Raw genomic sequence first — 25183 nt, 5'->3', positions numbered from 1 at the left:
GGCATCAAATCGAATTATTTGATAATTAATAGAAAACTATTTCAAGTCCCCAACAAATAATTCTATATGTTCGATGAAGACCTGATCCGAAAATGGGTGGACAACGGCACGATAAACCCGGAACAGGCACGGAAAATGTCCGAAGATCTAGCCGAATACAGGGAAGAGCACAAATCAAAAGGACAGATTATTGCTTTTTCGGTAATCGGCACAATCTTAATCGGTGTCGGTGCCATTCTCTTTATAGCCTCTCACTGGAATGGGATCCCGGATTACGCAAAAACGCTGCTCCTTGTGGGAAGTACCCTTGGGATACATCTCTCAGGCTACCACCTCCGATACCAAAAGCAGGAGTACCCGAAGTTGGGATCTGCCCTTCTCTTTTTATCGGCAATCTTCTTCGGGGCCAGTGTCTTTCTTATCGCCCAGATCTATAATGTTAATGCAAATTCCCATTTTCTGGTGCTTATCTGGCTGCTGGGCTCGCTTCCCCTGGTGTACGGGTACCGCTCCACCGCAAGTGCGGGGTTATGTTCTCTACTATTTTTTATATGGGGCGGACTGCTGTACAGCGAAAACCGGAGGCTCGAAGGGGCAATTGATATCCTGGACCTCTTTCTCCTGCAGGGGCTTGCCCTCTATCTGGCCGGAACCCTCCACGAACTCTTCGAAAGGGTAAAGTCTGCTGCCAGGCCCTACAAATTCATAGGGCTGCAGGCAACCCTCCTCTTTTTGTTCCTGCACACATTCCGTCTAAATTATGAATTTGGAAAAATAACTCCCATAATTTATGCAGCCATCGCAACCGGGCTGTTGCTCCTGCTGCTCCCCTCAAGCCTGCGCGCCCGGCTGAGCAGCTATCAGACCGATGCGGGAATCTTCATACTGGTGCTGCTCCTGCTCGGCATGAGCCTTGTCACGGGCTACTACCCCGAACATGAAAAAACCTACATGATAGTATTCAATGTTATCTTTCTCGGGGTGCTTATTATGCTGCTCTATACCGGCTACAGCAGCGAAAACATGGGGACCATCAATACCGCAATGTTCTGGTTCATTCCCTTTATCATTGCCCGGTACTTTGATTTCTTCTGGGAAATGCTGCCAAGGTCCCTCTTTTTCATTGCAGGAGGCCTTGTAATGCTTGCAATCAGTATACTCCTTGAGCGAAAAAGAAGAGAACTCAAGGCCCGGTTCGGGAGAGAAAAGGCATGAACCCGAAGAAAATCCTCTATATAACTTTCGCCATCTGGCTCCTTATTTTCGCAGGCCTCATCGCCTCAAAGGAGTATACCCTGCGGACAGGGGAGGAGTTGCTTCTTAAAACAGTACCTGTAGACCCCAGGGATATGTTCAGGGGGGACTACGTGGTCCTTAACTACGAGATCAGCCGCCTTGATCTTGACGAGGTCCCGGCCGAATCCGCCGATTTCGAATACGATGACCGGATATACCTGGCGATGGAACTTGAAGACGGCTACGGAGTGCCCAAAAAAATATACAGGACCCCGCCGGAAGGTGAGCTTTACATCAAAGGGACCGTGAAAAGTATAACATACGACTATGAACCCACCGCGGAAGAAGTGCCTCACGAAGAACCTCCTGTGCCCCGGAGAACATCTGTTTCCGAAATCCGGGTCGAGTACGGCATTGAGAGCTATTTTGTGCCTGAAGGTCGGGGCCGGGAGATCGAAACGCAGCAGTGGAAAGGAAAACGGGTGGATGTAAGGGTCGTGCTTGACAGGCAGGGAAATGCCATAATCAAGGAGCTGCTGATTGATGGAGAAAAGGTGACGTTTTAAAACACTGGTTTGAAAGCCGGTTTGTAAGGGCCCGTTATTCTGCGGTCCCTTTCTTTTTACAATGCGATCATCCTGTATTTTTTACTTTAAACCCTTCGCCCTGCACGTTTTTACCTCCTCCCTCTCAGCATCCGGAGTATTTCAATTATCAGGACCCAGAACGCAAGAATAAGTGCAAGTAGAATCAAAAGGAAAATAATCAGCATTGGCCGGAGAAGAATAATCCAGATGGCGGCCAGGATGCCAAGAATGCGTATGATTATATCCAGGATTCCAGGGTTCGAATTGCGCCTTCCAGCCTGCCAGCCAGGTGTTTTTCCACGGCCAGCTGCCGAAGTTCTGCTGCCGGGACCTCCGGGATAACTGCCCCATTCTTTTCTGCCTGAAGTCCTGCCTGTTCCACTTTGCCTTTCCCACGTCCAGGTATACTCTTTTCTCCAGGTGTACTCCCGGGGTTCCGAGTAACTGCTCCGGCCCGAAAAACCTGGTCCGAATCTCCTTTCCCGGTCATATTCAGCCCGGTTTTTCGGGTCAGAAAGAATATCATGCGCCTGGTTTATATTCTTCATCTGCTCTTCGGCATACGCACTGTTGTTCCTGTCGGGGTGGTATTTAAAGGCAAGCCTGTGGTAGGCGGCTTTTATTTCCTCTGCAGAGGCATTTTCCGAAATCTCCAGAACCCTGTAGTAATCGTTTACGACCATGATTGTACCGGGATAATCAAATTCAGGACCTAACATTCAAAAGCCTGACACCCAATTTATGGAGTGATCCAGGACTAATCATTATTGAATTTAAAAGTAAATCAATAAAATTTAAAGCGCTAATTTTCACCTGAATATTATAAACTTATCGAATGGTATTAAAGATGTTTTGCTGAATAAGGTATTAAAGACATTTTGCTGAAAATAATCTTAAAGACGTTTTGCTGAATCAAAAAAAATGAGATAAAATACTGAATAACTGAAAATGAGACACAATACTGAATAACTGAAAATGAGATAAAATACTGAATAACTGAAAAAACCAGTACAAAAAGCAAAAAATAGGCTCGGAAGAAGAGAAAAGGATAGCAGAAAAAGAGCCATGAAATTACAGCTTCAGAAACACGTTTTATTTTTTCTTAAGGTTAGCAGGTGTGCCGACAGGGGACAACTATTGCCCCTCAGGAACTAAGTCTGAGGGCAGGGAAATTATTAATTCAGGAAATGTCTTCATGTTACTGCTTTTCTTTTCAGCTTCATGGTTCTTTAAAGCTGTTTCTATACTGTCGGCCAGCTCATTTTCATCAAAAGGTTTGGTGATATAGCCAAAAGCTCCCGTCTTTTCGGCCTGTGCCCGGATATTTTTATCGGAGCAAGCGGTAATGTATATTACAGGGGTATTGAACCTGGTTTGGATCTCTTCTGCAGCTTTCAGTCCACCAAGCTTACCTTTGAGCATGATGTCCATAAGTACCAGGTCAGGAAAGGTGCTTTCAGCCTTGCAGACTGCGTCTTCCCCTGTGGAAGCTATGCCCGTAACCTGACACCCCAGGCTCTTTAACATTCTCTTTATTCCCATTGCAACTATGTGTTCGTCTTCAACGACAAGAATCTTTTTCCCTTTCATTAATTTACACCTTTATCTGTTCTCCCTCTCGTTGAAATGTTAAACCCGGTTTCCCTGCCCGAATCATACACCATCTTCCCTTCATTTCCCAGAAATTCTTAGTATGAAGGCATGGAGCCTTACTTTCGGAAACCATCGTAGGGATATTTTCCTCCTCCTGTTAATTGGGAAATCCGGAGATCTTTGCTTATATCCCCTCTTTTGCCTGCCAGAACCTTTATCCTGCCATTTTCGGTCCCGATAAAGCTTTATCCACCAGGGTTTTATCCACATAATTCAGCACTGAAAACGGCCCATATATTCCGCGTCCTTTCCGTTTCCCGGAATTATTGCATGTCGGCCTACATCCAGCTTAATTCCAACCTACCTACAACTTAACGTCCGGCCTGACATCCATCCTGACACCTGATTGCGTTATTTACCTCCATTTTCGGGAGGCTATTTTTATTCCCCGGAGCCTGGAGAGGCCCATAACATCATGAAAGGTGGAAAAACAAAATCCCAGGAAGGGGTGAATCATTCTGAATTTCAAGAGCTAATAGATTGGGTTATTTCTTAATGGATTGGATTATCTCCTACAGGTTGTTTTTATAGAAATAAATCTATATAACCTGCTTTGTGGTGCTCTTTCGGTGGGGAAGGGATTTGAAAAGGGCCATGTTCCTGGCGCATGAGGGCTGACATTTCCAGTGCCATGGGATATTTTCATTACGTTATAATTTTTAAAGGCATTAAAATTCATCTTCAGGCATTCACTCTTCAGATCGGGTCTGACGTGGTACAGCCTTAAGGAAACACATGAAAAAAAGAGGATTTAAAAGAAAGAACACTTAGCCAACTATTGAAGATGTTCTGCCAGTTCCCTTCTACACTCACTTGAATAATAAATGCATTAGGAATTACTGGACCCGGTTAACTGAATATAATAACTCGGTTATAGCAACTCGGTTATAGCAACTATAGTCAAGGCCCCAAATTCCTTCACCAAGCTCAAGTGAAAGTTTACCACAGAAAGTACGGAAAACACGGAATAAAGGAAATAGGGGCACAATCCTTCCGTGCTTTCCGTATCGTCCGTGGTTAATAAAATAAGTGTAAATACTTACGTTCGGGACTATAGACTATAGTAACCCGACCCGGAGCACTGGAACTTAATCCTGTACTCCGGGTTGCTGTCGAAAGCCTGATATTAAGGGTTACGTACTGTCAGGATTTTCTTCCTGCTTCTTTTTTTCCACTTCATGCCTGTGCAGCGCCACTTCGATACTGCTGTGCAGGTCTTTTTCTTCAAAGGGCTTGACGATATAGCCGAAAGGCCCTGTCTGCTTTGCCCGTTCCAGGATCTGGCTGTCGGAATATGCAGAGAGATAGACCACGGGGAGTTCGAAGCGTTTTATGATTTCCCGGGCGGCTTCGATCCCGTCAATGTTTCCTTTCAACATGATGTCCATAAGCACAAGGTCCGGGAAAGTGCTTTCGGCTTTACTGATAGCGTCTTCCCCTGAGGAAGCTATCCCCGTGACCTGATATCCCAGGCTCTTAAGCATTTTTTTTATGCCCATTGCAACTATGTGCTCGTCTTCAACAACAAGAATCCTTCCTTCGGCCATTTTAAACTCCTTTCATACTTTGATCCTGTATTTTAACTCCCCGAACCTTATCTTGAATTCGGTGCCTTCCCTGCTCGTTTCAAGCTCTACAACGCCTTCTATCTGATCGACAAGGTTAACTACCAGCTGAAGGCCCAGGGATTCCGTATCCCTGAAATCAATGGCTTCCGGGAAGCCCACGCCGCTGTCTCTGACAGTAAGCAAGAAACACTCTTCGGCTTCCCCTGCCTGCTGCTCGCCCCGGGCGCCAGATGCTTTATCTAAAGATTCACATTCATCCCTTTTCAGGCTGATGCTGATCTCTCCGCAGTCCCTTCCCGCAAAAGCGTGTTTCAGGGAGTTCGAAACCAGTTCGTTGATGATAATCCCCAGGGGGATAGCAGTGTCCATCCCAAGGAAAATGTTATCCACATCAAGCTTCAAGCTTATTTCCCTCACTCCTACGGAATAAGACTGGAAGAGATAATCGGTAAGGTTCCGGATATAGTCCGCAAAGTCCACGCTTACCATGTCCTCGGACTGGTAGAGCTTTTCGTGAACCAGGGCCATGGACTTGACCCGGTGCTGGCTGTCCTTGAAAGCCCCGATTGTCTTTTCGTCCAGGAAATTCCCGGATTCCAGGTAAAGCAGGGTTGAAATTACCTGCAGGTTGTTCTTAATCCGGTGGTGGATTTCCTTCTTCCGGATTTCCTCCATCTTGAGAAGGGTCTCTTCGGCTTTCTTGTGCTCCGTGATATCCAGAATGATACCCTGCAGCCGGATTTCTCCAAGATGGTTTTTCTGGATGAAAGTCCTCTCATCAACCCAGCGCGGTTCCCCGGATTTCGTAAGGATCCGGTATTCCGAATTATAAACATCACAGCTGGACTCCACGTTTTTGGAGAGTTCTTCCTTCATCCTGACCAGGTCATCCGGGTGGACTATTTCCCCGTAGAGGAGCCTTTTGGAGGTGAAATCTTCGGGACTGTAGCCCAGCCTGGAGACATTTTCGGAAACGAATTCCGCCGGCCACATGTCTTCGTATTTCCAGAGGAAAACAATCACCGGGCTGTTGTTGATAATATTCTCCATCTCTTCTTTAAGCTTGTTGGACTGCTCAAGCTCCAGTGCATAGGCAAGCAGGGCTTCTTCTGTCTTCATGCGCTGGGTTGTTACCCTATCAAGCACTTCCCGGGTTTCTTCTATCCCGTCGGTCAGGAGTTTGAAGTCCCCCTGCCCGTGGACCTCGATGCCGCGCTTAAAATCGTTATTCTGGAAGGCAGTAAGGACTGTATTTGAGTCATCGATTATCGCATTAAGGGTTTCCGAGAACTTGTCAAGGGTATCCCCGAGTTCTCTGAACTCCCCCTGCAGGTCCGCATTGACCCTTTCTTTCAGTTCCCCTTCCGCAAGGGCATTGGTCACCCTCATGGTCTCCCGGATGGGGACGATTACCGCGTCAAGGATCTTATTCAGGCCCCTCGGGATTTCCCGGAAGTCAACTTCCACATCGGTATCCGCCCTTACATCGAGTTTTCCTTTAACGGCATCCTCGGCGATGCTCTTGAAGTCTTCAACTATTTCGTCTATGGGCTTTGTAATGGACCTGGCAATCATGTAGCCAAGGGCAGCCATGAAAAGAATTGAGATTGCAGAGATTATAAGCAGCCTGTTCCGGAGAGCCGTCACTCCGGCCAGCATTTCTTCTTTGGGGACTGCCAGGACGAATGCGAACTCCCCTGTCTTAACAGGTTCGTAGAACATTATAACGTTCTTTCCTGTGGTGGGGTCGGTGGTTTCAATATGCCCTCCCACACCATTTTGAATATCTTCTGCTGCGGCAAGGACCTCTTCCGCTTCAAAATCACGGAGGCTCCTTTTTCCGATCCATTCCTTATTGGTAGGGTGGGAGAGAAAAATTCCCGTATTGCTTACCATGAAAGCATAGCCCGTATCAAAAGCCTGGATATCACTTATGACATCATCCAGATATTCCAGAGGGACGTCAACACCTGCTATCCCCACAAACTCCCCGTCCCGGATGATGGGGGAGTCATAGCTTACCATGAATATCCCTTCATAAAAGTAAGGCTCGGTCAGGATATCTTTATTCGTGCTTTTTGGCAGCTGGTAATAGTCAGAGCTCTCGTAGTCAACAAGCGGCTCGATAATCGTGGGGCCGTTGATATTGTTGCAGTAAGGGACAAACCTTCCCGTGGAGTCGTAGCCCGGGGTATCCGCGTAGTCCGCATCCCTGCCATCAAAAGCGTTAGGTTCAAACCCAACATAAGCCCCGATCAGGTTAGGTTTTTCTTCAAGGACCCTTCTCAGGATATTCTCCACTTCTTCCCTGTCGGCGCCTTCATACTCGGCCATCGTGAGGGCAAGAGTGTTCGCAATTGCCCGGTTGGCTTGCATATTACTGTCAAACTGGTTCGCATAGTTGCTCGCCATTTCGACGGATTTCCGGTAAGCAAGGTCTTCTTCCTGGGAGGTCACCGTGCCGATAATGACTGCCGTAGACACGGCCAGGACAAGAAAAACCCCTACGACAATAAAAAGAACCAGCTTTGATTTTAAGGGGACGTTTTTGAACCTCATTGTACCAAATTCCCGCCAGTTGATGGCCAACTGGACTGAATGACGAAAGAACGACGAAAAACAGGTTACCATTTCACGGCTTTGACGAACGATAGCGTTTATACACCGGTTACTTCCCGGCATAACCCCCTGTAATGCATGAAAAGTTCTCTGCCCCAGCGAACTGCACTTGCATCGAAGCTCATTGCCTTTCTGTGATCGTATTTTCCCTGCTTGTCGAAAAGACAGATGTACATGAAACGATCGGTGACAGCAATTGTGGGAAGCCTGAGGCTTTTTTCACTAAAGACTTTCACTACCGTATTTCCGGAATTCAGCAGTACTCCAAGTTCGGTCGGAGATTCGGTTTTCAGTCTCTCGAATACTGCTTCCGTCACCACGATTTCCACTTCCGCGTCACTCTGTGAAAGTTTCGAATAAAGTGAAGGGTAAAGGGGATGATAATAGGAAAGAGAACTCATGATGCACCTGGATTTCGCAAGGTTTTCAGTAAATTCTCGGGGGAGGTCAAACATATGGTTCAGGTCGGGCTCTATTACCATGCATTCCCCGAGTTCCCCCAGGCGCATAAATAGGTCTTCGGGTATGGCACTCATGTCCCGGCTTGCCCAGTACCCTTTGTTGTCCTCAAGGACTTCAAACGTGTTCAGAAGAGGGAGCATGTTTCCAACTACCAGTTTCCCAATCTCCGACAGCTCGTACACTTCCTCGACCTGAAGAATCAGCTCCTGCTTTTTCAGGATCTTTATCTGGGGCATCATCGCTTTTGAAGTCACATTAAGAGAGGCTTTTATTTGCTCGATGTCCCGAGGCCCTTCCATCAGTAAAAGGAGCAAGTTTTTCCTTTTTTCAGAAAGCCAGATTGTATCACTCAGGGAAGAACTCATTATGAAAGATATTTTATAAGAATCATTTTATTTAAAAATTGTGTTCTTAATCGGAAAATAAATGAAATATAGAAAAAGTTAACGGTGTAAAAGGTAATCTAAAAGGGATAAAAGGCAAGCAAAAATAACTGCTTGATTTTGGGATAAGGTAGCTTCATGAATGGCATTGAAAATTTTAAAGGCGTTGAAATATCCGTTCACCCTGGCATTTTCCACTCATCCGTCCATTTCCACCTCATTTGTCCAATTTCCTATCCCCCTCACTTTGACCCTAAAGTTCGGAAAGAGCATCATGGTTTGGGCTATATAATATACAGGCCCTATAATTGATCAGGAACTGGAAGGGAATACCTATCCGGCACAAACAAATTGCCAGGAGAAATCCCGGCATATTGACTTAGATTATTTCAAAAAATTGGCACTAAAAACGGTTTAAACGGTTTAAACAACAATATGGCACAAAAAACGGTCTAAACGGTTTAAACGACTAACTGGTACTAAAAACAGTTCAAAAGACGAAAGTCAAAAAAATTGCATCCTAAAAAAAAGGGAAAAAACATCTCAGGAAGAACGGAAAAAGTCGGCTCGCACGTGGGAGTGCAGTTCGGCTCTTTACGGGCCCGCCTGAGAAAATGAGAGCTAGGAAGAAACTGGCCAAACCAGAAATGGAGGCAGTTCTTCATGCTTCTCTTTTGAACCCCAGCAAATGCATTGAAAAATAACCTGAAGGTTGTGGCGGTGGGATTTTATGTCACAACCCTCAGGCCCCTCCATCAATTCTTTTCTGTTTTTGAATTTGTTTCTGTCTTTGAATTTTTTGGCAGGCATTTTTCCAGGAATCCTTATTTTTATTCTCCGATATGTTTTTTCGGACTTCCCGCTACCCTGGATAGTTATTCAAATATATTTTTTAGTCATCCCAATACCTTTCATGGTTATTGAAATATATTTTCTGGTCATCCCAGCGCCCATCAAAGTATCAAATTTTTATGCGTATAATATAAGTGTAAGTATTTGCGTCCGGGACTATATTACCTGAACAATGCTTCAAACATCGTTTCAAATTATCTTCAGAGCATCTTTTCGAACTTTTCCCTCGGAGCCCCGCAGCGCGGGCATTTCCAGGACTTGGGAAGTTCCTTGAAAAGTGTTTCTGGGGATATGGATTGTGCGGAATCCCCACAAGTCGGGTTGTAGATGTACCCGCAGTTTAGGCATCTGTACATTTGAATCACCTTTTAAGTTTAAGCGAACCTGATTTCATAAGCCTGATATGATAAACCGGATATGATAAACCGGATAGGTTTCAATGGGTCTGAAGCCCCATACCCCGGATCGGCTGTCAGTTCCCTATTCTCAGATCCAGCCCCGGAGCTGCATGGCTTCAACGACCCTGCCCACGGCAAGGGTGTAGGCCGCCTGGCGCATACCTATGTTGTTTCTTCTCGAGAAATCAAGAACCGAATGATAGGCTTTTTTCATTCTTCTGGAAAGCTTTTCCTGAACTTCTTCCTCGTCCCACTGCATACTGTACTGGTTCTGGACCATTTCGAAATAGGACACGGTTACCCCGCCCCCGTTGCAGAGGATGTCCGGGATTACATGCACCTCATTCGTCAAAAGGATTGGTTCGGCATCTTTGCTGGTGGGGCCGTTGGCAAGTTCAGCCAGGATTTTTGCTTTTACCTGGCCTGCGTTCTCTTCGGTTATAACGTTCTCAAGGGCTGCCGGGATCAGGATGTCCACGTCCAGTTCCAGGACTTCTTCGTTCGTAATGTTCGTGGATCCCGGGTAGCCGAGCACAGAGCCGGTGGAGACCTTGTGTCCTGACACGTCTTCCGGGTCAAGCCCTTTTTCGGAGTAGATCCCGCCTTTGCTGTCACTGACCGCAACGACCCTGCAGCCGAAGAGTTTCTTGGCAAGATAAGCTGCGTGATACCCGGCATTCCCGAAACCCTGCACGGCAACAGTTGCGTCTTTTAGCTCCAGTCCAAGCTCTTTGGCGGCTTCTTTTATTGCATACCAGCCCCCCCGGGCTGTTGCATCGTACCTGCCTGCGGAACCTCCAAGGCTCGTTGGCTTTCCGGTAATGATTCCGAATACGTTTTTCCCTGCAAGCTTCGAATACTCGTCCATCATCCAGGCCATGACCTGGGGGTTCGTGTAAACATCAGGGGCAGGCACGTCCCTATCCGGCCCTATGATCTGATAGACCCCCCGGATATACGCCCGGCTCAGGCGTTCAAGTTCCAGGTGGGACAGTTCTTTGGGGTTGCAGATGATCCCTCCCTTTGCTCCTCCCAGGGGCAGTTCATGCAGTGCGCACTTCCAGGTCATGAGGGCTGCAAGGGCCCTGATCGTCTCGATGGTCTCTTCCGGGTGAAAGCGGATCCCCCCTTTGGTAGGCCCCAGAGCTTCGTTGTACTGGACCCGGAAACCCTTGAAAACCTTTATCGAACCGTCATCCATGTTGATCGGCAGGGAAACATAGAGTTCCCTCATGGGTATTTTCAGGAATTCTTCGATATCAGGAGTGAACTTGAGACCTTCGGCACAGGTGCATACATGGTCCTTCACATCATTAAGAAGATTGGGATCCGAATTCATAATTACCCCCACAGAAGAATGGGATTCCGGGCGTTAAATAGGTATTGGAACCACGGTCAAACCCCCGGTTCAATATCCTTTCCTGATTTTTTAGAATATGCAAAAATTTAGAATCAGCATTTTCTTTTTATAAGTTTATAGCAAATAGTAGACCGGGGATTAAGTATCTGTCTTGAAGGGGATTAATTATCGGTCCGAAAGGGATTAATTATCAGTTCCTGGGAACCAGCTGAAAAGGGATTTCCGGCGGCTGAACTGGAATTTACGGTGAATGAACTGAAATTTACGGGGGAGTAGCCATTATAGAATTCGATTTACTGTCCGAGGCCTGCGTCCTTAAACATGACTGGCGCCTCTTTGACATTGAAAAGCAGCTGAATATCCTGCGTTACATAAACCCGGTGAATGGGGGCAGGGAAAGGGCAAAGTTCCTGAAGGCATACACCGCTGGCAAATCCTACGACCCTGTCTTTGAATACGAGGAGCCGGGTCCGGAAGTCGGGGAGTTTTGCAGGAAAATGGGGCGGATAAGGGGTAAACTTGAAAACTGCAGGGCTTCTTTCTTTGCTCCCTTTTACATCGAAAAAATTGACAGGCTCCGGAAACTGGCTGAACTCCTGAAGCACAGGGATTCTCCCGCTTTCGGGCCTGAGCTTGTATCTTATTTCGGACCCCCCTCAGAAAAGGTCCTCCGGGAGGCTGGAAGAAATCTCAGGATGTTTCAGGTTGCGGACGAGCCTGAAAACCTGGACCCGGCTGCGGTCCGCGGGATTTTTGAAAACGAACTCCGGGCTTACGGTCTGGAATGGGAAGTCAGGCCCTTCCTTGAAGGTGGGGCGAAGCTGGCTGTCAACTCCACCCGGGGGGAAGTATACGTTGACCTTTCCGCCCGGTTTTCCGAAAATAGTATCAAACGCTACCTCTACCACGAAATCCGCACCCATGTTTTCAGGGCTGAAAACGGGAAAAGGCAGCCCCTTACTATTTTCCTCTCCGGTTTTCCGGGCTACAGTGAAACCGAAGAAGGGCTCGCCGTTTACAATGAATACGCAAATGGCCTTCTGGACCCTGAAACCCTCAAGAAATACAGCGCAAGGGTAATAGCAGCTTCAATGGTCCCTCATGCCTCCTTTTCCGAAATTTTCGAAGAAATGCTCCGGCACTTCCCCCCGGAAAAAGCCTACACGATTACCCAGCGGGTCAAAAGAGGAATGATAGACACATCCCTTCCCGGAGGCTACACAAAAGACTACATCTACCTGAGTGGCTTCCTGAAAGTCAGCGACTTCCTGCAAACCCGGCCCTCAAAATCCACTGCCCTGAAAACCCTGTATTGCGGAAAAATCGGCCTCGAAAACTTTGAAATGGCCCGGGACCTGCTCGAACGGGGTTTCCTGAAAATGCCGCGCTACCCTCCCGAAATGGAGCTTCCGGCTCAGGATGCAGTGATGAAAATGCAGTGATGAAAATGCAGTGATGAAAATGCAGTGATGTCATAAGTGCGAAAAATATATTCTTAGACCGACTCTCCTTTTCTCCTTACTTTTCAGAACCCCGGCCCCTCACCGGGCACCGAAGGCGGCCGGCTTTTCCCACCCGAATTGCGCTTCGGGATCGCAGTAAATCGAAGATTTACTGGGAGTTGCACTGCAAGTGCAACAGCACGCGGTCCTTTTCGGTCGCTTCGCTCCCTCAAGAGGACTTAATAATCGGTTGAGGACGGCATTCAGGCCGCTTTGGTTTTAAGAGATCAATCAAAAAAAAGGACACGTTTTGCCTTTTTATATTGGAATCCTTTTTTCAGTCATTCAGGCACACTTTTTGGTTATCATAATACCTTTCTTCAGTCATCGGGATGCACTTTTCAGTTATCAGAATATACTTCTCAGTCATCTGGATACACTTTTTGATTATCGAAATGTAGTTTTCAGTCATCGGGATGCACTTTTTGGTTATCACAATACACTTCAAAATTTACTTTATAGAATATTTAGCAAATTAATCGTAAGATTGCTTCTCCTGGTGAAAAATCTGTTTCTTTTCAATTATTTTCAAGGAAAGGCCGCTCGCCTGCGTCGAGCGTGGGGTGGGCACGGGTTTGCCATCTAAACGGTTACTCGGATTTTTAAGACAGATCTTTAAAATGGCTGGAGGTCGCAGGTTCTTTTTTCAAAAACAAGTCCTTAAAAAGGTCCCGAAGGCTTTCATCAGGCGCAGGGAATTTCCGGAGAGCACGAGCTTTTTCAGTACGACCGAGGGGTGGTCCATGTCCCCGTATTCCGTGATTGTCTCAAGGATTGAGGGGGTGTTCAGGGAAGCTATCAGTTCGTTCAGCTGCCTGTCTTCCAGTTTTCCTATGTGGTCATGGACTTTCATGCCGATTTCAAGTTCCTTTCCAAGGGCTTTTCGCCAGAGCCGGTCGTATTCGGAAAGCCTTCCTGAGCCGGTGTTTCCTTCAAGGGCAGCTTCGGCGGCGACTCTTCCTGCAATTTTGGCGGCAAGGGCTCCGGGATAGACTCCTCCCCCGGAGGTGGGTTTTGCCTGTCCGGCAGCGTCTCCTACCACAAGTACCCCGTCAGTTGATGTTTTCTCCGGGGGGCCGATGGGAATACCTCCCACCACGAAATCCAGCATGCCCCCACCGTACCTGGCTTTTACGTGGGGGTTTGAATCGAGGAACTTCTGCAGGCAGGAAACGGGCGTTTCCCCCTGCCCCAGCATTCCGGGTTCCACGGCAAGCCCGATTCTGGAAATCTTTTCGTTCACGGGCACGGACCAGGCAAAAAAACCGGGGGCCTGAAAACCCGGGAAAAGTTCGACAAAGGCGCTGTCCTCGGAGGCGTAGGGGGCTTCGACCTGGATCCCCGGTAGCACACGTTTTGGCATCCCCAGTCCCGCATACCGGGCTATCCGGCTTTTCACCCCGTCTGCTCCTATCACCACCCCCGCGTTTATGACTTCGGGTTTGCCATTCCTTAGGACCTTTAGTTTTACAAAAGGATCTTTTTTCCTGCCTTCTTTTCTGGCAGTTTCTTTTTCGTATTCATTTTCGGCTCTCAGGTCTGCTTTTTCGAGCCCTGAATGTTCAAGCTCTGCGTGTTCAAGCCCTACAGCCTTTGTCCTGAGGGAAAGTTCAACTCCTGCTTCGACTGCCAGGGTTGCCAGAATGCGGTCGAAGTTTTTCCTGGAGACCACATAGGCTTTGGTTTGTTTCCCGTCGATTGGGAGGCACTGCCCGTCGGGAGCATGGACAAAAGCCCCCCGAATGGAATTGAACACGAACTCGTCCGAAGGCCTGAGCTCGCATTCCGCAACCGCTCTTGTGCTAAGGAGCCCGGTACAGCCTACAGGCGAGCCTATGGAGGAATGCTCTTCTACAAGGAGGACCTTTGCCCCATGCTTTGCGGCATACCGGGCAGCGGTGGAACCCACCGGGCCGGCGCCCACGACAACTACATCGTAATTCATTTTGTGGCCTTCGAGTAATAAATTTATTATTTCTCTGCAAATATATATACAGGTAGCAGGTAATAATTGAATCTGAAGTTTAGCGAATTGCTTTCCGTCAGGATATTGATCTTTGTAATATCATGATTTTAAGAATACAGGATCTTCGTAATTTCATAATTTCGCAACAAATGATTTTCGTAATTTTATTAACTTCATAATGACTGATCTTCACAATATTGATATACCGATAAACATATCCTTCCTGAAAAATTGAAGATAACGTACTTAACCGTTTTCTTTGAATCAGACCAGTGCTTCCCATGCCGCAGAAAAAAGACAAGTTCCGATCTCCTCGCCCGAAAAGGCCGGGAAACGCTCCGGGAAATAAAAGTCCCCGGCCTCATGACAAGAAGACTAACAAAAATACTGACAAAAATACTGACAAAAATACTGACAAGAAGGTTCAGGCTTCAAGGAAAAAAACCTCTAATAAATCCGGCAGTTCTTCTTTTACAAAGGAGCGCAGCCAGGAAAACAGGAATAGGCGAAAGGAGTCCTTGACTCATAAGGGTGCATCCGGAAATCCAGCCGGCAGGCGTTTCGAGTACGAAAACGACAGCATTTTCTGGTGCAGGGAGTGCAACCTGCCTTTGATAGGGGAAGAGTGCGGGATTTGCGGCACGAAAGGTTTTCCAATAACCCTTTCCCAGCCGGCAGATGTCCGTTTCTGTTCCCCCTACGAACGGGAAGTCCTGGCAGAGCAGCTTATTTCGGCTTTCGGCTGCGACCCCCTGGGGAACCGGATAATCCTCCTGAACAAAATCCCTGGTGAGGACAAGACCGATGAAATCATCGTGGACGGGCTGCACTTTGGGGTGCTCCGCTTCGAGCTTTCGAAAATGGACTACGTGTTTGAGCCCTCCGTGGAAGGAGCAAAGTTACTCCTGCAGCACGGAGCAGGACAAAAAGTCGAGCTGAAAAAGACGAAAAACAGGCATCTGAACGGAAAAAACGTGGACGCCGGGCAGGTGGAGTCTTTTTCCAGGGACATAAGGGCAGGGGACTTCGTGCTCGTGACTGCGGGCAGCCTGAGCGGATACGGGATTTCTTACATAGACGGTTCGGAATTTGACTCTAAAAAAGATTCAGGCGAAAAAGTCCTCCGTGTAAGAAAAATCGACAGTTCGGAGGAGTTTCTTCATGAGAAAGTCCCTTCCATGGCCTCCTGCATCGAGGCGAACCGGAAACATCTCCAGGCCCTCGGGAAAAATGCCATCAATGCCATCCGGGGAATTGCAAATAGGAATGAGTACAGGAAGTTGCCGGTTTACGTCTCCTTCAGCGGGGGAAAAGACAGCCTTGTGGTGCTTGACCTTACCCGGGCCGCTCTCAAGAAAAGAGAATTCAAGGCATTTTTCGTGAACACCGGGATCGAGTTTCCGGAAACGGTCGAGTTTGCCAGGGAGTATTGCCGGGAGCAGGGTATCCCATACGAGGAAATGAACTCGGGAGATGCTTTCTGGGAGAATGTGGAGAGGTTCGGGCCCCCTGCAAAAGATTTCCGCTGGTGCTGCAAGGTCTGCAAGCTGGCATCCGCAGGGGATATTGAGGCAGGGAAAAATGGCCGCGGGAAAGGAACTGAAAGGGCCCTGTCCGGAACCGGAACCGGAGCATCCCGTTCCGGGGCCGGAATTGAAGCAGCTGCCCGCAAAGCCGGGCACGGCGCAGACGCCGTGGCATACCTGACCGTTGACGGGAAAAGGAAGCACGAGTCTTTTTCACGGGCAAAGATCGCAGCCAGTGAAACGAACCCCTTTGTCCCGAACCAGCTCAACATCTTCCCGATCCGGGACTGGAGGGCGCTTGAGGTCTGGCTTTATATCCACTGGCGGAAGCTGGCTTACAACCCCCTGTATGACCAGGGCTTTGAAAGGGTCGGCTGCTGGCTCTGCCCGTCGGCCCTTGCGGCTGAATACGCCAGGGTAAAGGAACTGCACCCTGAGATGCATGAGAAGTGGAATGTTTTTCTCCTTGCCTGGGCAAAAAACCTGGGGCTTTCGGAAAAATTCGTTGAGCACGGGTTCTGGCGCTGGAAAGAGCTGCCTCCCAAGATGCTGAAACTGGCCGAAGAGCTGGGAATTTCTGTCCTTCCGGAAGAAAATGCCGAAGCTTTTGAAATCGAGGTTGTTTCCGGGATTTCTCCCTGCAAAGCAGGGGGCTTTTCCGTGGAAGCCGGGGTAAAAGGGGTCAGGCTGAAGGAAGCTGCCGAATTTCTGAACGTGCTTGGCCCGGTGGTCCGGGCGGAAGAACTGGGCATGCTACTCGTAAGGAGCGGTTCAGGGACTGTGAAGTTCTTTTCGAATGGGAACCTGCTGGTAAGCTCGGACACAAAACCCAGGGCAGTTTCCCTTTTTAAGGAGACTGCAAAACAGTTCGCAAGGCTTTCCCGCTGTACCGGCTGCGGGATCTGTGAGAAAGCCTGCCCCGTGGGTGCGGTTTCAGTCAATGGGAATGAGGTACGCGTAAGTGATGCCTGCATCAGGTGCGGCAAATGTACGGAAGCCTGTGTGGTGACCAGGTATTTCGACAGGCTTGTCCCGGACTTCGATGAAAAATTAAAAATCTAAGAACGCTGTATTAATACTGATCAAATACTGGTTATGAATCAATGGGAATGCGGCAGAGGACTGGGCAGGTAGGAATACTGTTATATTTTTAAATAGGTTATAATTATATTTCTATAATGTCTGAGGCTTTGGCAGAGGTAGGTGTTTTAAAAATTAATTATCGCAGGCTGAATCCTCACATAAATTCTCGTAAACTGAATTATCGAATGGATTATGGTGAACGATACAATCGTATAAATTCTCATAAACCGAATTATCGTGTGAATCCTCGTAACCGAATTATCTTATAATCTTCGTAAACGAAATTATCTTTCCGGAAATAAGTAAACCCCTCCGGAAGAAAGTAATTATCCCGGTAAAGAAAATGAAGTTCAATCAACCCTATGACGGAGTTAGCCAGCTGATTGAAAGCCGCTGGAAGATCGCAGCGGCCCTGGTAATAGCTGTGCTTTTGTATTTCGCCTTTTTAATCATGATCCCTCTGGCAGACGGGGTCGTGCTGGGGCTTGTGTTTGCTTATATTGCCAGACCTATCCGCATGAAGTTCAAAAGGTATAAGAAATTAGGGTCGTTGGTCGCCAGTACCTGCATCTTCGTCCCCATCATATTCATTGTCGGAGCAGGTGTTGTTGAGATCCTGCACCAGATTTCCTGGGTCATTGACAACCAGACCGTGGTCATCGGCAGTATCTTTGATTTTGTGAGTGCTCTGGAAATCCCGGGGAGGTACCTCGAACAGATTAATTCGGCTGTCTGGTCCCTTTTTTCCTCGCTTCTCCCTGCAATCGGGGGGATAGGAATTATTTCCTATGCCCAGAGCATAAGTTTGTTCGTCATAAATTTCATCGTTTCCATAATCCTCTGCTACTTTCTGCTTTCCGATGGGGACAGGCTTTACTGCGCCTTCCTTGCAGTCGTGCCTGAGGAATACCAGGGTACCGTAAATAGATATGCATCCCACCTGGACCTGATCCTGACCGGCATCTTCATAGGAAACGCCTATGCAGCCCTGATTGTAAGTGTGACTTCCGTTGTGGTTTTCTACGCTTTCGGGCTTACCCATGTGCTTGCGCTTGCAACCCTTATCTTCATAGCATCGATAATTCCTCTCTTTGCCGGGTATATGGTACTCGTCCCCCTGACGGTGCTGCGCTACTTTGACCAGGGTTTCGAGAGTGCGCTCATCTTCTTCGTGGTTTCCTCTCTTGTCATCTACGGCCCCCCCGAACTGATCCTCCGCCCCTACCTGACCAGTCTAAAGTCCAACATCCATCCCATGTTCCTGATGCTTGCTTTCCTGGGAGGGGCTTTTGTTGGCGGGGTTGCGGGCTTTTTTGCAGCTCCGATCCTGCTCGGAGCCCTGGTGGCGGCGTACAGGGTTTACCAGGAGACCATGCATCCCGAGCTTGTGGAAAAAGCCGACCCAAACCTCAAGAACCTGGGGTACACCTGTAAGAAAGAGACGTGTGAAAAGGTGCAGTAAAGAGTCCTGATGCAGTAAAGAGTCCTGATGCAGTAAAGAGTCTTTATTTTCTTTACTGTCTTTACTTTATTTTCCCTCTATTGTGCTGAACTACCCCGTTTTTCCTTTTCCTGTAAAAGGGAAAAAGCCCGGTAAAGGGGGCTTAAAGGCAGGCATGACCTGCGCTTACCTGGAAGATTGGGACTTAGGGGAATCCTGGGAGTTACCTGAGATCCCGAAAGCTATCAGTATTCTCCCTGGCCGAGCCGGGATTCAATGATGCCACATGACATGGTTTTTGCTGCTGGGCAATCCATCTTCATGAAGTTTAATTCAAAAAATTTAACGGCATTGAATATTTTCATACCTTTATAATATTCAGTAAAATTAAATCGTTTAAAGGGCGCATTGAATTTGAAGCGGTTATGATATATATTTCTACGTACTTATAAAAAACGTAGATTGAGAGTTAAAGGGTTTCCTCTCAATCTCATGGGTTGGATCATTGGTAGGAGCCGGAAAGTGGGAACATCGGGCTCCTATCCACTACTATTCTAACAATTTTGCCGTTGTCGTCCGGTTTTTTCTAACGTTTCCATTAAAAATAAAGCTTATGAGCGATCCTAAAAAAAATTTGAATTTTGTGAAGTTAGATCCCGCACTCTTTTTCGGTCTCACAGCAATTAGATTTGATAAAATACCGCAATCTATTTTCAATCCGTTCTGTTGAGTTCCCGGACCCGGGGTGTACTACGTAGCAGCTCTTCTTCTGAAACATCAGCGGTTTTGAATTTTATCGGAATTTTGCCGGGACCTCTTGTCTCTGTGAACGGAAATATACCGGTAAAAGGGATTGCTTTATATCACTGTACGCTGTTAGGACTGTCATATATTCTTACTTAATTTCCGGAAACCTGAACAGGCCCGCTGTGCAGGCCGCATGCCCCCAAAAGGCATGCAATCAAAAAATTAATCAACAAACCTAACTTTATCTGGAACTTGACTCCAGTGGTTCCGAGAGCACAGGTGATTCAATGCAATTATTGCTTATTCATTCTGATTATATAGAATACGAAACCAAAAAACAGACTCCGGTAGCTGAAAAAATCGAAGACTCCTTAAAGTCCGGAAGGCTTGAAGAGGCCCTCACCGCATTCATGGCTGTGGAGAGTGCAGACGAGACAAACCCTGAAGAAACAATCGGAAAGGCGGTCTCGGAAATCGAAAAGGTTGCATCCCAGGTCAAGACCGACCGGATCATGCTCTATCCTTACGCTCACTTAAGCTCGGACCTTTCTTCCCCGAAAGTGGCGGTTAAAGTCCTGAAAGGCGTCGAAGCTGCCCTTTCCGGTAAATATGAGGTCAAGCGTGCTCCCTTCGGCTGGTACAAGGCTTTCAAGATAAGCTGTAAGGGCCACCCCCTTTCGGAACTGTCCCGGACCATCCTTCCTGAAGGAGCAGCTCCGGCCGTTTGCGGGGAAAAGGTTGTTGTAGCTGAAGAAAAGGAAGAAGTAGTTTCCGAAGCCCTGAAAGCCGAAGACACCGCCAGGTCCTACTGGCGCATCCTGACCCCTGACGGGGAACTCCATGAGGTCGAAGGCTTTGACCTTTCTCCTTACCCGAAACTTCAGGATTTCGTGAATTATGAGATTTCCAAGAGCAGGGCAGTAAAGGAAGCCCCGCCCCATGTGGAACTCATGCGCAGGCTCGAACTTGCCGACTACGAACCGGGGTCCGATTCCGGGAACATGCGCTATTACCCCAAGGGCAGGCTCATCAAGTCCCTGATGGAAAACTACGTGCTTGATGTCGCATCCGAATTCGGGGCAATGGAAGTGGAAACCCCCCTGATGTACGACATGAACCACCCGACCCTGAAAAAGTACCTGGACCGCTTCCCGGCAAGACAGTACTCCATCGAGTCGGACAAGCGCCACATGTTCCTGCGTTTTGCAGCCTGCTTCGGGCAGTTCCTTATGAACCACGACATGACGATCTCTTACAAGAACCTCCCCCTGAAGATGATCGAAATGACCCGCTACAGTTTCAGGAAGGAACAGCGGGGAGAACTCGTGGGCCTGCGAAGACTTCGGGCATTTACCATGCCGGATATGCACTCCCTCTGCCCGGACATGGGCCAGGCCGTGGACCAGTTCATGCAGCAGTACAAGCTCTGCATAAGCGTACTCGAGAACATGGGAATCGAAGTCGATGACTACGAGGTTGCAATCCGCTTCACGAAAGACTTTTACGAGTCTAACAGGGACCTGGTTAACTCCATGGTAAAAACCGTGGACAAACCCGTGCTCGTGGAGATGTGGGACACCCGTTTCTTCTACTTCGTGCTCAAGTTCGAGTTCAATTTCGTAGACGCCCTTGCCAAGGCAAGTGCCCTTTCCACTGTCCAGATCGATGTGGAAAACGCCGAACGCTACGATATATCTTACATTTCTCCCGAAGGCAAGGCCGAAAGGCCCACCGTACTCCACTGCTCCCCCAGCGGGGCAATCGAGCGCTGCATCTACGCCCTCCTTGAAAAGGCCGCCATGGAAACCGAGAAAGGGAAAGTGCCCATGTTCCCGGTCTGGCTCTCCCCGACCCAGGTCAGGATCATCACTATCTCCGAAAAACACATGGACTTTGCAGAAGAAGTTTCAAAGAAGCTGGGCTGCAGGGTGGACATTGATGACAGGGAACTTTCCATCGGGAAAAAGATCAGGGAAGCTGGCAGGGAATGGGTCCCCTATGTAGTGGTTATCGGGGATACGGAAGTCGAGGAAGGCACGATCAACGTGACCGTCCGGGAAGAGTCCGAACAAAAGAAGCCCATGAAAGTCCAGATGACCCCGGAAGAGCTTTCCGGAAGGATCAGGGCAGAAACCGCAGGCAAGCCGTACAAAGGGTTGCCGCTTGCAAAATACCTCTCGGAAAGGCCGAAGTTCCTTTAAACTTCCGGTTTTTTCCGTTTTTCCTTTATAGAGCCAGGGTTAAAAAATCAGAATCCTTGCTCTTTCTTTAAGTTTTTCTTTGTAATCTGGAATAATTTATATATCTCTCCGATCAATTAGTTGAATATCATTTGTAACCGAATATCATTTGTAATTGAATCTTAGTTTAACTGAATCTTAGTTTAATTGAATCTTAGTTTAATTGAATCTTAGTTTAATTGAATCTTAGTTTAATTGAATCTTAGTTTAACTGGATCTTAGTTTAACTGAATCTTAGTTTAACTGAATCTTAGTTTAATTGAATCTTAGCTTACTTTTGGCGATAAACCCTTGATTGTACTTTCTGACTGGTATTGATAAGGGGCCGGACAGATTGTGGGATTATTTTTCAATATTTTTCGTTTGTGTGCGGTATTAATACCGTTTACCGGAAGGCTGCTTGATAGCCTTTGCACTGATTCCAAGAAAATCCCAAAAGCATGATTCATTTAGAGAAGCGCAGGGACCCGGTGTACCGCAGTTACGAGGGGGACACACGGAAGCCCAAAAAGCATGCTTCATTAAGAGAAGCGCAGGAACAGCGTAGAAATGACAATTTCAGGTAAGGCCGTGGTCGGCATGGAAACCGTTGAACTGGAAACTTTAAGGAAAGATAAGCAGAGGATCTTTGAAGATATACTGCAGTATTTCGAGACTCAGCAGAGGGGCTACATCAAGGTCCCCACGGGCTGGGGTAAGACCTTCCTCTCAAAGCACATCATGAAAAAATACTATGAGGAGGGAAAGCTCGTGCTTTTCCTGGTCTCGAAAAATAATCAGCTCCTGACCCAGACCTATTATGACAGGAAAAAGGACCGTCCCCTTTTCCCGAACAGTGCTGTCCTTTCCTCGGCACACAAGACCGATCGAAAAGAGCTTCTGAATAAACTTAAAGAACTCAAGGTAAGGGGAGAGAAAGGGAATGATAAAGGGGAGGGAAAGGGAGAACAGGTGAAAAGGAGTGAAGGAAGTGCTGAAGGTTTTGTGCTCTTCGCGTCCCTCCAGACCGTGCTCGGCAAACAAAGCGCGGAGCTCAAGGAGCTGCTTCTGGAATATGCCGATATTGCGATAGTGGACGAAATCCACAATTTCATCAACAACCGGGGCAACGATTTCCTGAACGCTTTTGGGGACCGGACCCGGATCCTGGGCATGACTGCGACCCCGTTCCAGGGGGTTGTGGGAAACGTCAAGTTCGTGGACGAGATTTCCGGGGATATGCGGGAGGTCTACGGAAAAAGTTTGCCCGAATGTATCCTGGACGAAGAACTGGCTAACCTGAAGTATACGATTGCCGAGAGCAGTGAAGACATCCTGGAGGTCTTTGACTTTGAAAAAGGCCTGGCAGAACTTGATCGTCAGGACCTTTTCCTGGACTGCAGCACCGCGGATAGAATCAAGAAAGTTATCCGGCGGACCGGGCTTGCCAAAGAGGTGTATGAGTCTAAAATCCGGAGGGGAAATGCAAAGACCCTGGTCTTTTGCGCCCCGGTCCGGAAACAGGTCTACGGGGTCGGCAGCGAGGATGAAAAGATTAACGCCTTCCATGCCAAGCTCGCCTCCGCAATCTTCAACGAGGAAATCGCCGCCGAAGAGTTCGAAAGTGATCCGGACCCCGTACTTCCCATGAGTTTCGACAACTACGCAGCACCCGGGATTTTCAAGCCTGCGGCTTTTATCTCTTCGGAACTCTCGAAAGATGAACAAAAAGCCCTCATCGAAGCTTTCAGGGACCCGGAAAAGGCTCCTTTTATCCTCTGCACCGTTGGCATGTTGATTGAGGGCTTCGACTTCCCTGCCCTTGAAGCCCTTGTCCTCCTCAGGCCCACCCTCAGTATGCGCCTTTTCGAGCAGCAGCTCGGAAGGGTAACTCGGCTCTCCCCGGAAACGGGCAAAAAGAGGGGAAACATCTTCGAAATTGCCGATAACATCGATTCCCTCTACCAGCACTTCGGAGAAGGGGTTTTCGGAGGGGAGAAAGTTGAGCAGATCCAGATGCTCCAGCCTGAAATCCGCCTTGAGGAACTCTTCTCCGAAGGGGACTCCTCCCGGGCGATCAGGGAAGGAAGAATCGAGCTGAAAAAGATCGATTTCAGTGCCGGTAAAAAAGGTCCTGGCGGGGAAAAAGGCAGAGGAAAAGGAAGGGGGAAAGGGAGAGGCAGAGGAAAAACCGAAGGACCGGAACCCGTGGAGGTTCCTGTGCGCCTCCCGCCAACAGCTCTTCGGGTCAGGTATTATTCCCGCCTGCTGGCCCTAACCGAGGAAAGGGACATCGGGGCTTTTGAACGGGAAAAGCGGGAACTCATGCGTGGAGCTCTCAGGTTCAGGCTCCGGGATGCCGGGGATGCCGAGGAACTTGTCGAACTGGTCGCTTCCGTCAACAAACTCAAGCGTGAAGCCTACGAAGACCGCCGCCTTAAAGACACTTCAAGAAAGCACAAGCCAAAAGTCTTTGGGGAAGTGGAATGGCTCCTGAAACTCCAGGCCCTGAACTCCCTGAAATATTCCTGTAAGCACCTTTCCTATCAGGAAAAAGCCAGGATCCTGAAGACCCTTGGCTTCGAACCCGATTTCAAGCGGATAGACAGCTTCCGGCTCAAATGCCTGAAAATCGGTTCCGCCCAAAAGACCCTCCCCGAACTCCTGAAAGTGCTCGGCTTCGTGCACCGCCTCTCCTCGGAAGAGACCTACCAGTTCCTGGATAAAAAGAAAAAAGATCAGTGGAAGCGCGAATTCATGCCCGCGGTCTACTGGGGCTTCTGTTTCATTGAAGACTCCCCCGAGCTCAAGGAGCTTTTCGAGTCCACCGAATGGGACCGCCAGGTCAAGAATATCATCAGGCAGAAGTAAAGGCTCAAGCAAACTGATTTTTTCAAGCAAAACCCATTTTTCGAGAAAGCTTTTTTTCGGAGAAAAGTTCGCTTTTCTCCACTATTACTCTTCTGCTTATTATTTCATGGGTTCATTAATGAATTCAGAGTTCCACATAAGAATTTCTTTTGCCTTTCCCTTTATCTGAACTTCAGGCTATCAAATTATAAAAAATTTAAAAATAGATGTCGCCGAAACAACCCGAATGCATTTTTACTCGTTTCGACTCTATGTTTTAAGATATTCTCATTGAAAACTAGTAGCAGGCCTTGTCATATAAGTTTACCGGCCACAGTATCAAACAATCAAACTTCAATAAATAACTGCAAATCTGAAATTAGTATGAAAAGCGGATAGTTTGATGGTATGGCCGGAAAACTTATAAGGAGGCAACTTTAAGGAATTCATAGAGTTCAAATGCCTTTCCTACCTTTCCCCACACATTGCAAACTTTCTCAATTTTTAAAGTACATGAATTATACCCACGTAAGTTAATCGGCATCAGTGCCAATCAAACGCCGGGATTTTTATCCAACTACTTTCAATATAATTCTAAACCCTTTATAAGTTCTCAAGGTTTGATTGGAGAACCAGATTCTATTCGAATGAAAATATAAAAAGATCTGTGGTTAAGGGTTTGACCTCCTTGAGAATATGAGAATGAGAACCTGAAGGACAGGATGTATAAT

General features: G+C 47.8%; 16 protein-coding genes. 8 read left to right on the top strand and 8 right to left on the bottom strand.

The genetic code is table 11. The features are described 5' to 3' along the window. Positions 1 to 66 precede the first annotated feature (66 nt). Together ACSAZK_RS01065 and ACSAZK_RS01060 are read left to right on the top strand one after the other, a co-directional pair. The gene (locus ACSAZK_RS01065; protein WP_440955592.1) at positions 67 to 1215 is read left to right on the top strand and encodes a DUF2157 domain-containing protein; all 1149 of its coding nucleotides are present in this window, start codon (positions 67 to 69) and stop codon (positions 1213 to 1215) included. Next, the gene (locus ACSAZK_RS01060) at positions 1212 to 1802 is read left to right on the top strand and encodes a GDYXXLXY domain-containing protein (RefSeq protein ID WP_440955591.1); all 591 of its coding nucleotides are present in this window, start codon (positions 1212 to 1214) and stop codon (positions 1800 to 1802) included. The genes ACSAZK_RS01065 and ACSAZK_RS01060 overlap by 4 nt, the downstream gene beginning before the upstream one ends. A 110-nt stretch (positions 1803 to 1912) precedes the next feature. Here the strand turns inward: ACSAZK_RS01060 and ACSAZK_RS01055 are convergent, their stop codons facing one another. From ACSAZK_RS01055 to ACSAZK_RS01025, 7 genes are all read right to left on the bottom strand, one after another. Continuing rightward, the gene (locus ACSAZK_RS01055; protein WP_440955590.1) at positions 1913 to 2542 is read right to left on the bottom strand and encodes a DnaJ domain-containing protein; all 630 of its coding nucleotides are present in this window, start codon (positions 2540 to 2542) and stop codon (positions 1913 to 1915) included. A 415-nt stretch (positions 2543 to 2957) separates the two neighbouring features. Next, a complete protein-coding gene (locus ACSAZK_RS01050) occupies positions 2958 to 3413 on the bottom strand; it encodes a response regulator (protein WP_440955589.1) in 456 nt (151 codons plus the stop codon). A 1196-nt stretch (positions 3414 to 4609) separates the two neighbouring features. Beyond that, complete coding sequence (locus ACSAZK_RS01045) at positions 4610 to 5023, bottom strand: response regulator (protein WP_048178693.1); 414 nt, start codon at positions 5021 to 5023, stop codon at positions 4610 to 4612. 12 nt (positions 5024 to 5035) lie between these two features. Next, a complete protein-coding gene (locus ACSAZK_RS01040) occupies positions 5036 to 7603 on the bottom strand; it encodes a histidine kinase dimerization/phosphoacceptor domain -containing protein (RefSeq protein ID WP_440955588.1) in 2568 nt (855 codons plus the stop codon). 98 nt (positions 7604 to 7701) lie between these two features. Beyond that, complete coding sequence (locus ACSAZK_RS01035) at positions 7702 to 8490, bottom strand: helix-turn-helix transcriptional regulator (protein ID WP_440955587.1); 789 nt, start codon at positions 8488 to 8490, stop codon at positions 7702 to 7704. A gap of 1070 nt (positions 8491 to 9560) precedes the next feature. Further along, positions 9561 to 9716, bottom strand: coding sequence for a rubredoxin (locus tag ACSAZK_RS01030; protein WP_440955586.1), 156 nt, complete (start codon positions 9714 to 9716; stop codon positions 9561 to 9563). Between the two features lie 130 nt (positions 9717 to 9846). Next, the gene (locus tag ACSAZK_RS01025) at positions 9847 to 11097 is read right to left on the bottom strand and encodes a Glu/Leu/Phe/Val family dehydrogenase (RefSeq protein WP_440955585.1); all 1251 of its coding nucleotides are present in this window, start codon (positions 11095 to 11097) and stop codon (positions 9847 to 9849) included. 401 nt (positions 11098 to 11498) lie between these two features. Between ACSAZK_RS01025 and ACSAZK_RS01020 the strand changes: the two genes are divergently transcribed. Continuing rightward, positions 11499 to 12560: a tyrosine/phenylalanine carboxypeptidase domain-containing protein gene (locus tag ACSAZK_RS01020; RefSeq protein WP_440955584.1), complete on the top strand. Its 1062-nt coding sequence runs from the start codon at positions 11499 to 11501 to the stop codon at positions 12558 to 12560. A 706-nt stretch (positions 12561 to 13266) separates the two neighbouring features. Here ACSAZK_RS01020 and ACSAZK_RS01015 read toward each other — a convergent pair. Beyond that, complete coding sequence (locus ACSAZK_RS01015) at positions 13267 to 14565, bottom strand: NAD(P)/FAD-dependent oxidoreductase (protein WP_440955583.1); 1299 nt, start codon at positions 14563 to 14565, stop codon at positions 13267 to 13269. 252 nt (positions 14566 to 14817) lie between these two features. Here ACSAZK_RS01015 and ACSAZK_RS01010 point away from each other — a divergent pair, with 252 nt between their 5' ends. The 5 genes from ACSAZK_RS01010 to ACSAZK_RS00990 all read left to right on the top strand — a co-directional run bounded on the left by ACSAZK_RS01010 (position 14818) and on the right by ACSAZK_RS00990 (position 24473). Next, positions 14818 to 15108: a hypothetical protein gene (locus tag ACSAZK_RS01010; RefSeq protein ID WP_440955582.1), complete on the top strand. Its 291-nt coding sequence runs from the start codon at positions 14818 to 14820 to the stop codon at positions 15106 to 15108. Next, complete coding sequence (locus ACSAZK_RS01005) at positions 15105 to 17174, top strand: phosphoadenosine phosphosulfate reductase domain-containing protein (RefSeq protein WP_440955581.1); 2070 nt, start codon at positions 15105 to 15107, stop codon at positions 17172 to 17174. Before ACSAZK_RS01010 ends, ACSAZK_RS01005 begins: the two co-directional genes overlap by 4 nt. Positions 17175 to 17538: 364 nt before the next feature. Beyond that, on the top strand, positions 17539 to 18657 hold the full coding sequence (locus tag ACSAZK_RS01000) for an AI-2E family transporter (protein ID WP_440955580.1): 1119 nt from the start codon (positions 17539 to 17541) through the stop codon (positions 18655 to 18657). Positions 18658 to 19670: 1013 nt separating this feature from the next. Beyond that, entirely contained in the window at positions 19671 to 21584 is a 1914-nt protein-coding gene (locus tag ACSAZK_RS00995; RefSeq protein ID WP_440955579.1) for a threonine--tRNA ligase, read from the top strand. Between the two features lie 588 nt (positions 21585 to 22172). Then, positions 22173 to 24473 carry a DEAD/DEAH box helicase gene (locus tag ACSAZK_RS00990; protein ID WP_440955578.1) on the top strand — a complete coding sequence of 767 codons (2301 nt, stop codon included), beginning with the start codon at positions 22173 to 22175 and terminating at the stop codon, positions 24471 to 24473. Positions 24474 to 25183 lie beyond the last annotated feature (710 nt).

Source organism: Methanosarcina sediminis, assembly GCF_052056915.1.
In the GTDB taxonomy this organism is placed as follows: Archaea; Halobacteriota; Methanosarcinia; order Methanosarcinales; family Methanosarcinaceae; genus MTP4.
The sequence above is the reverse complement of the archived record's forward strand: the minus strand, read 5'-3'. Positions and strand labels throughout refer to the sequence as shown.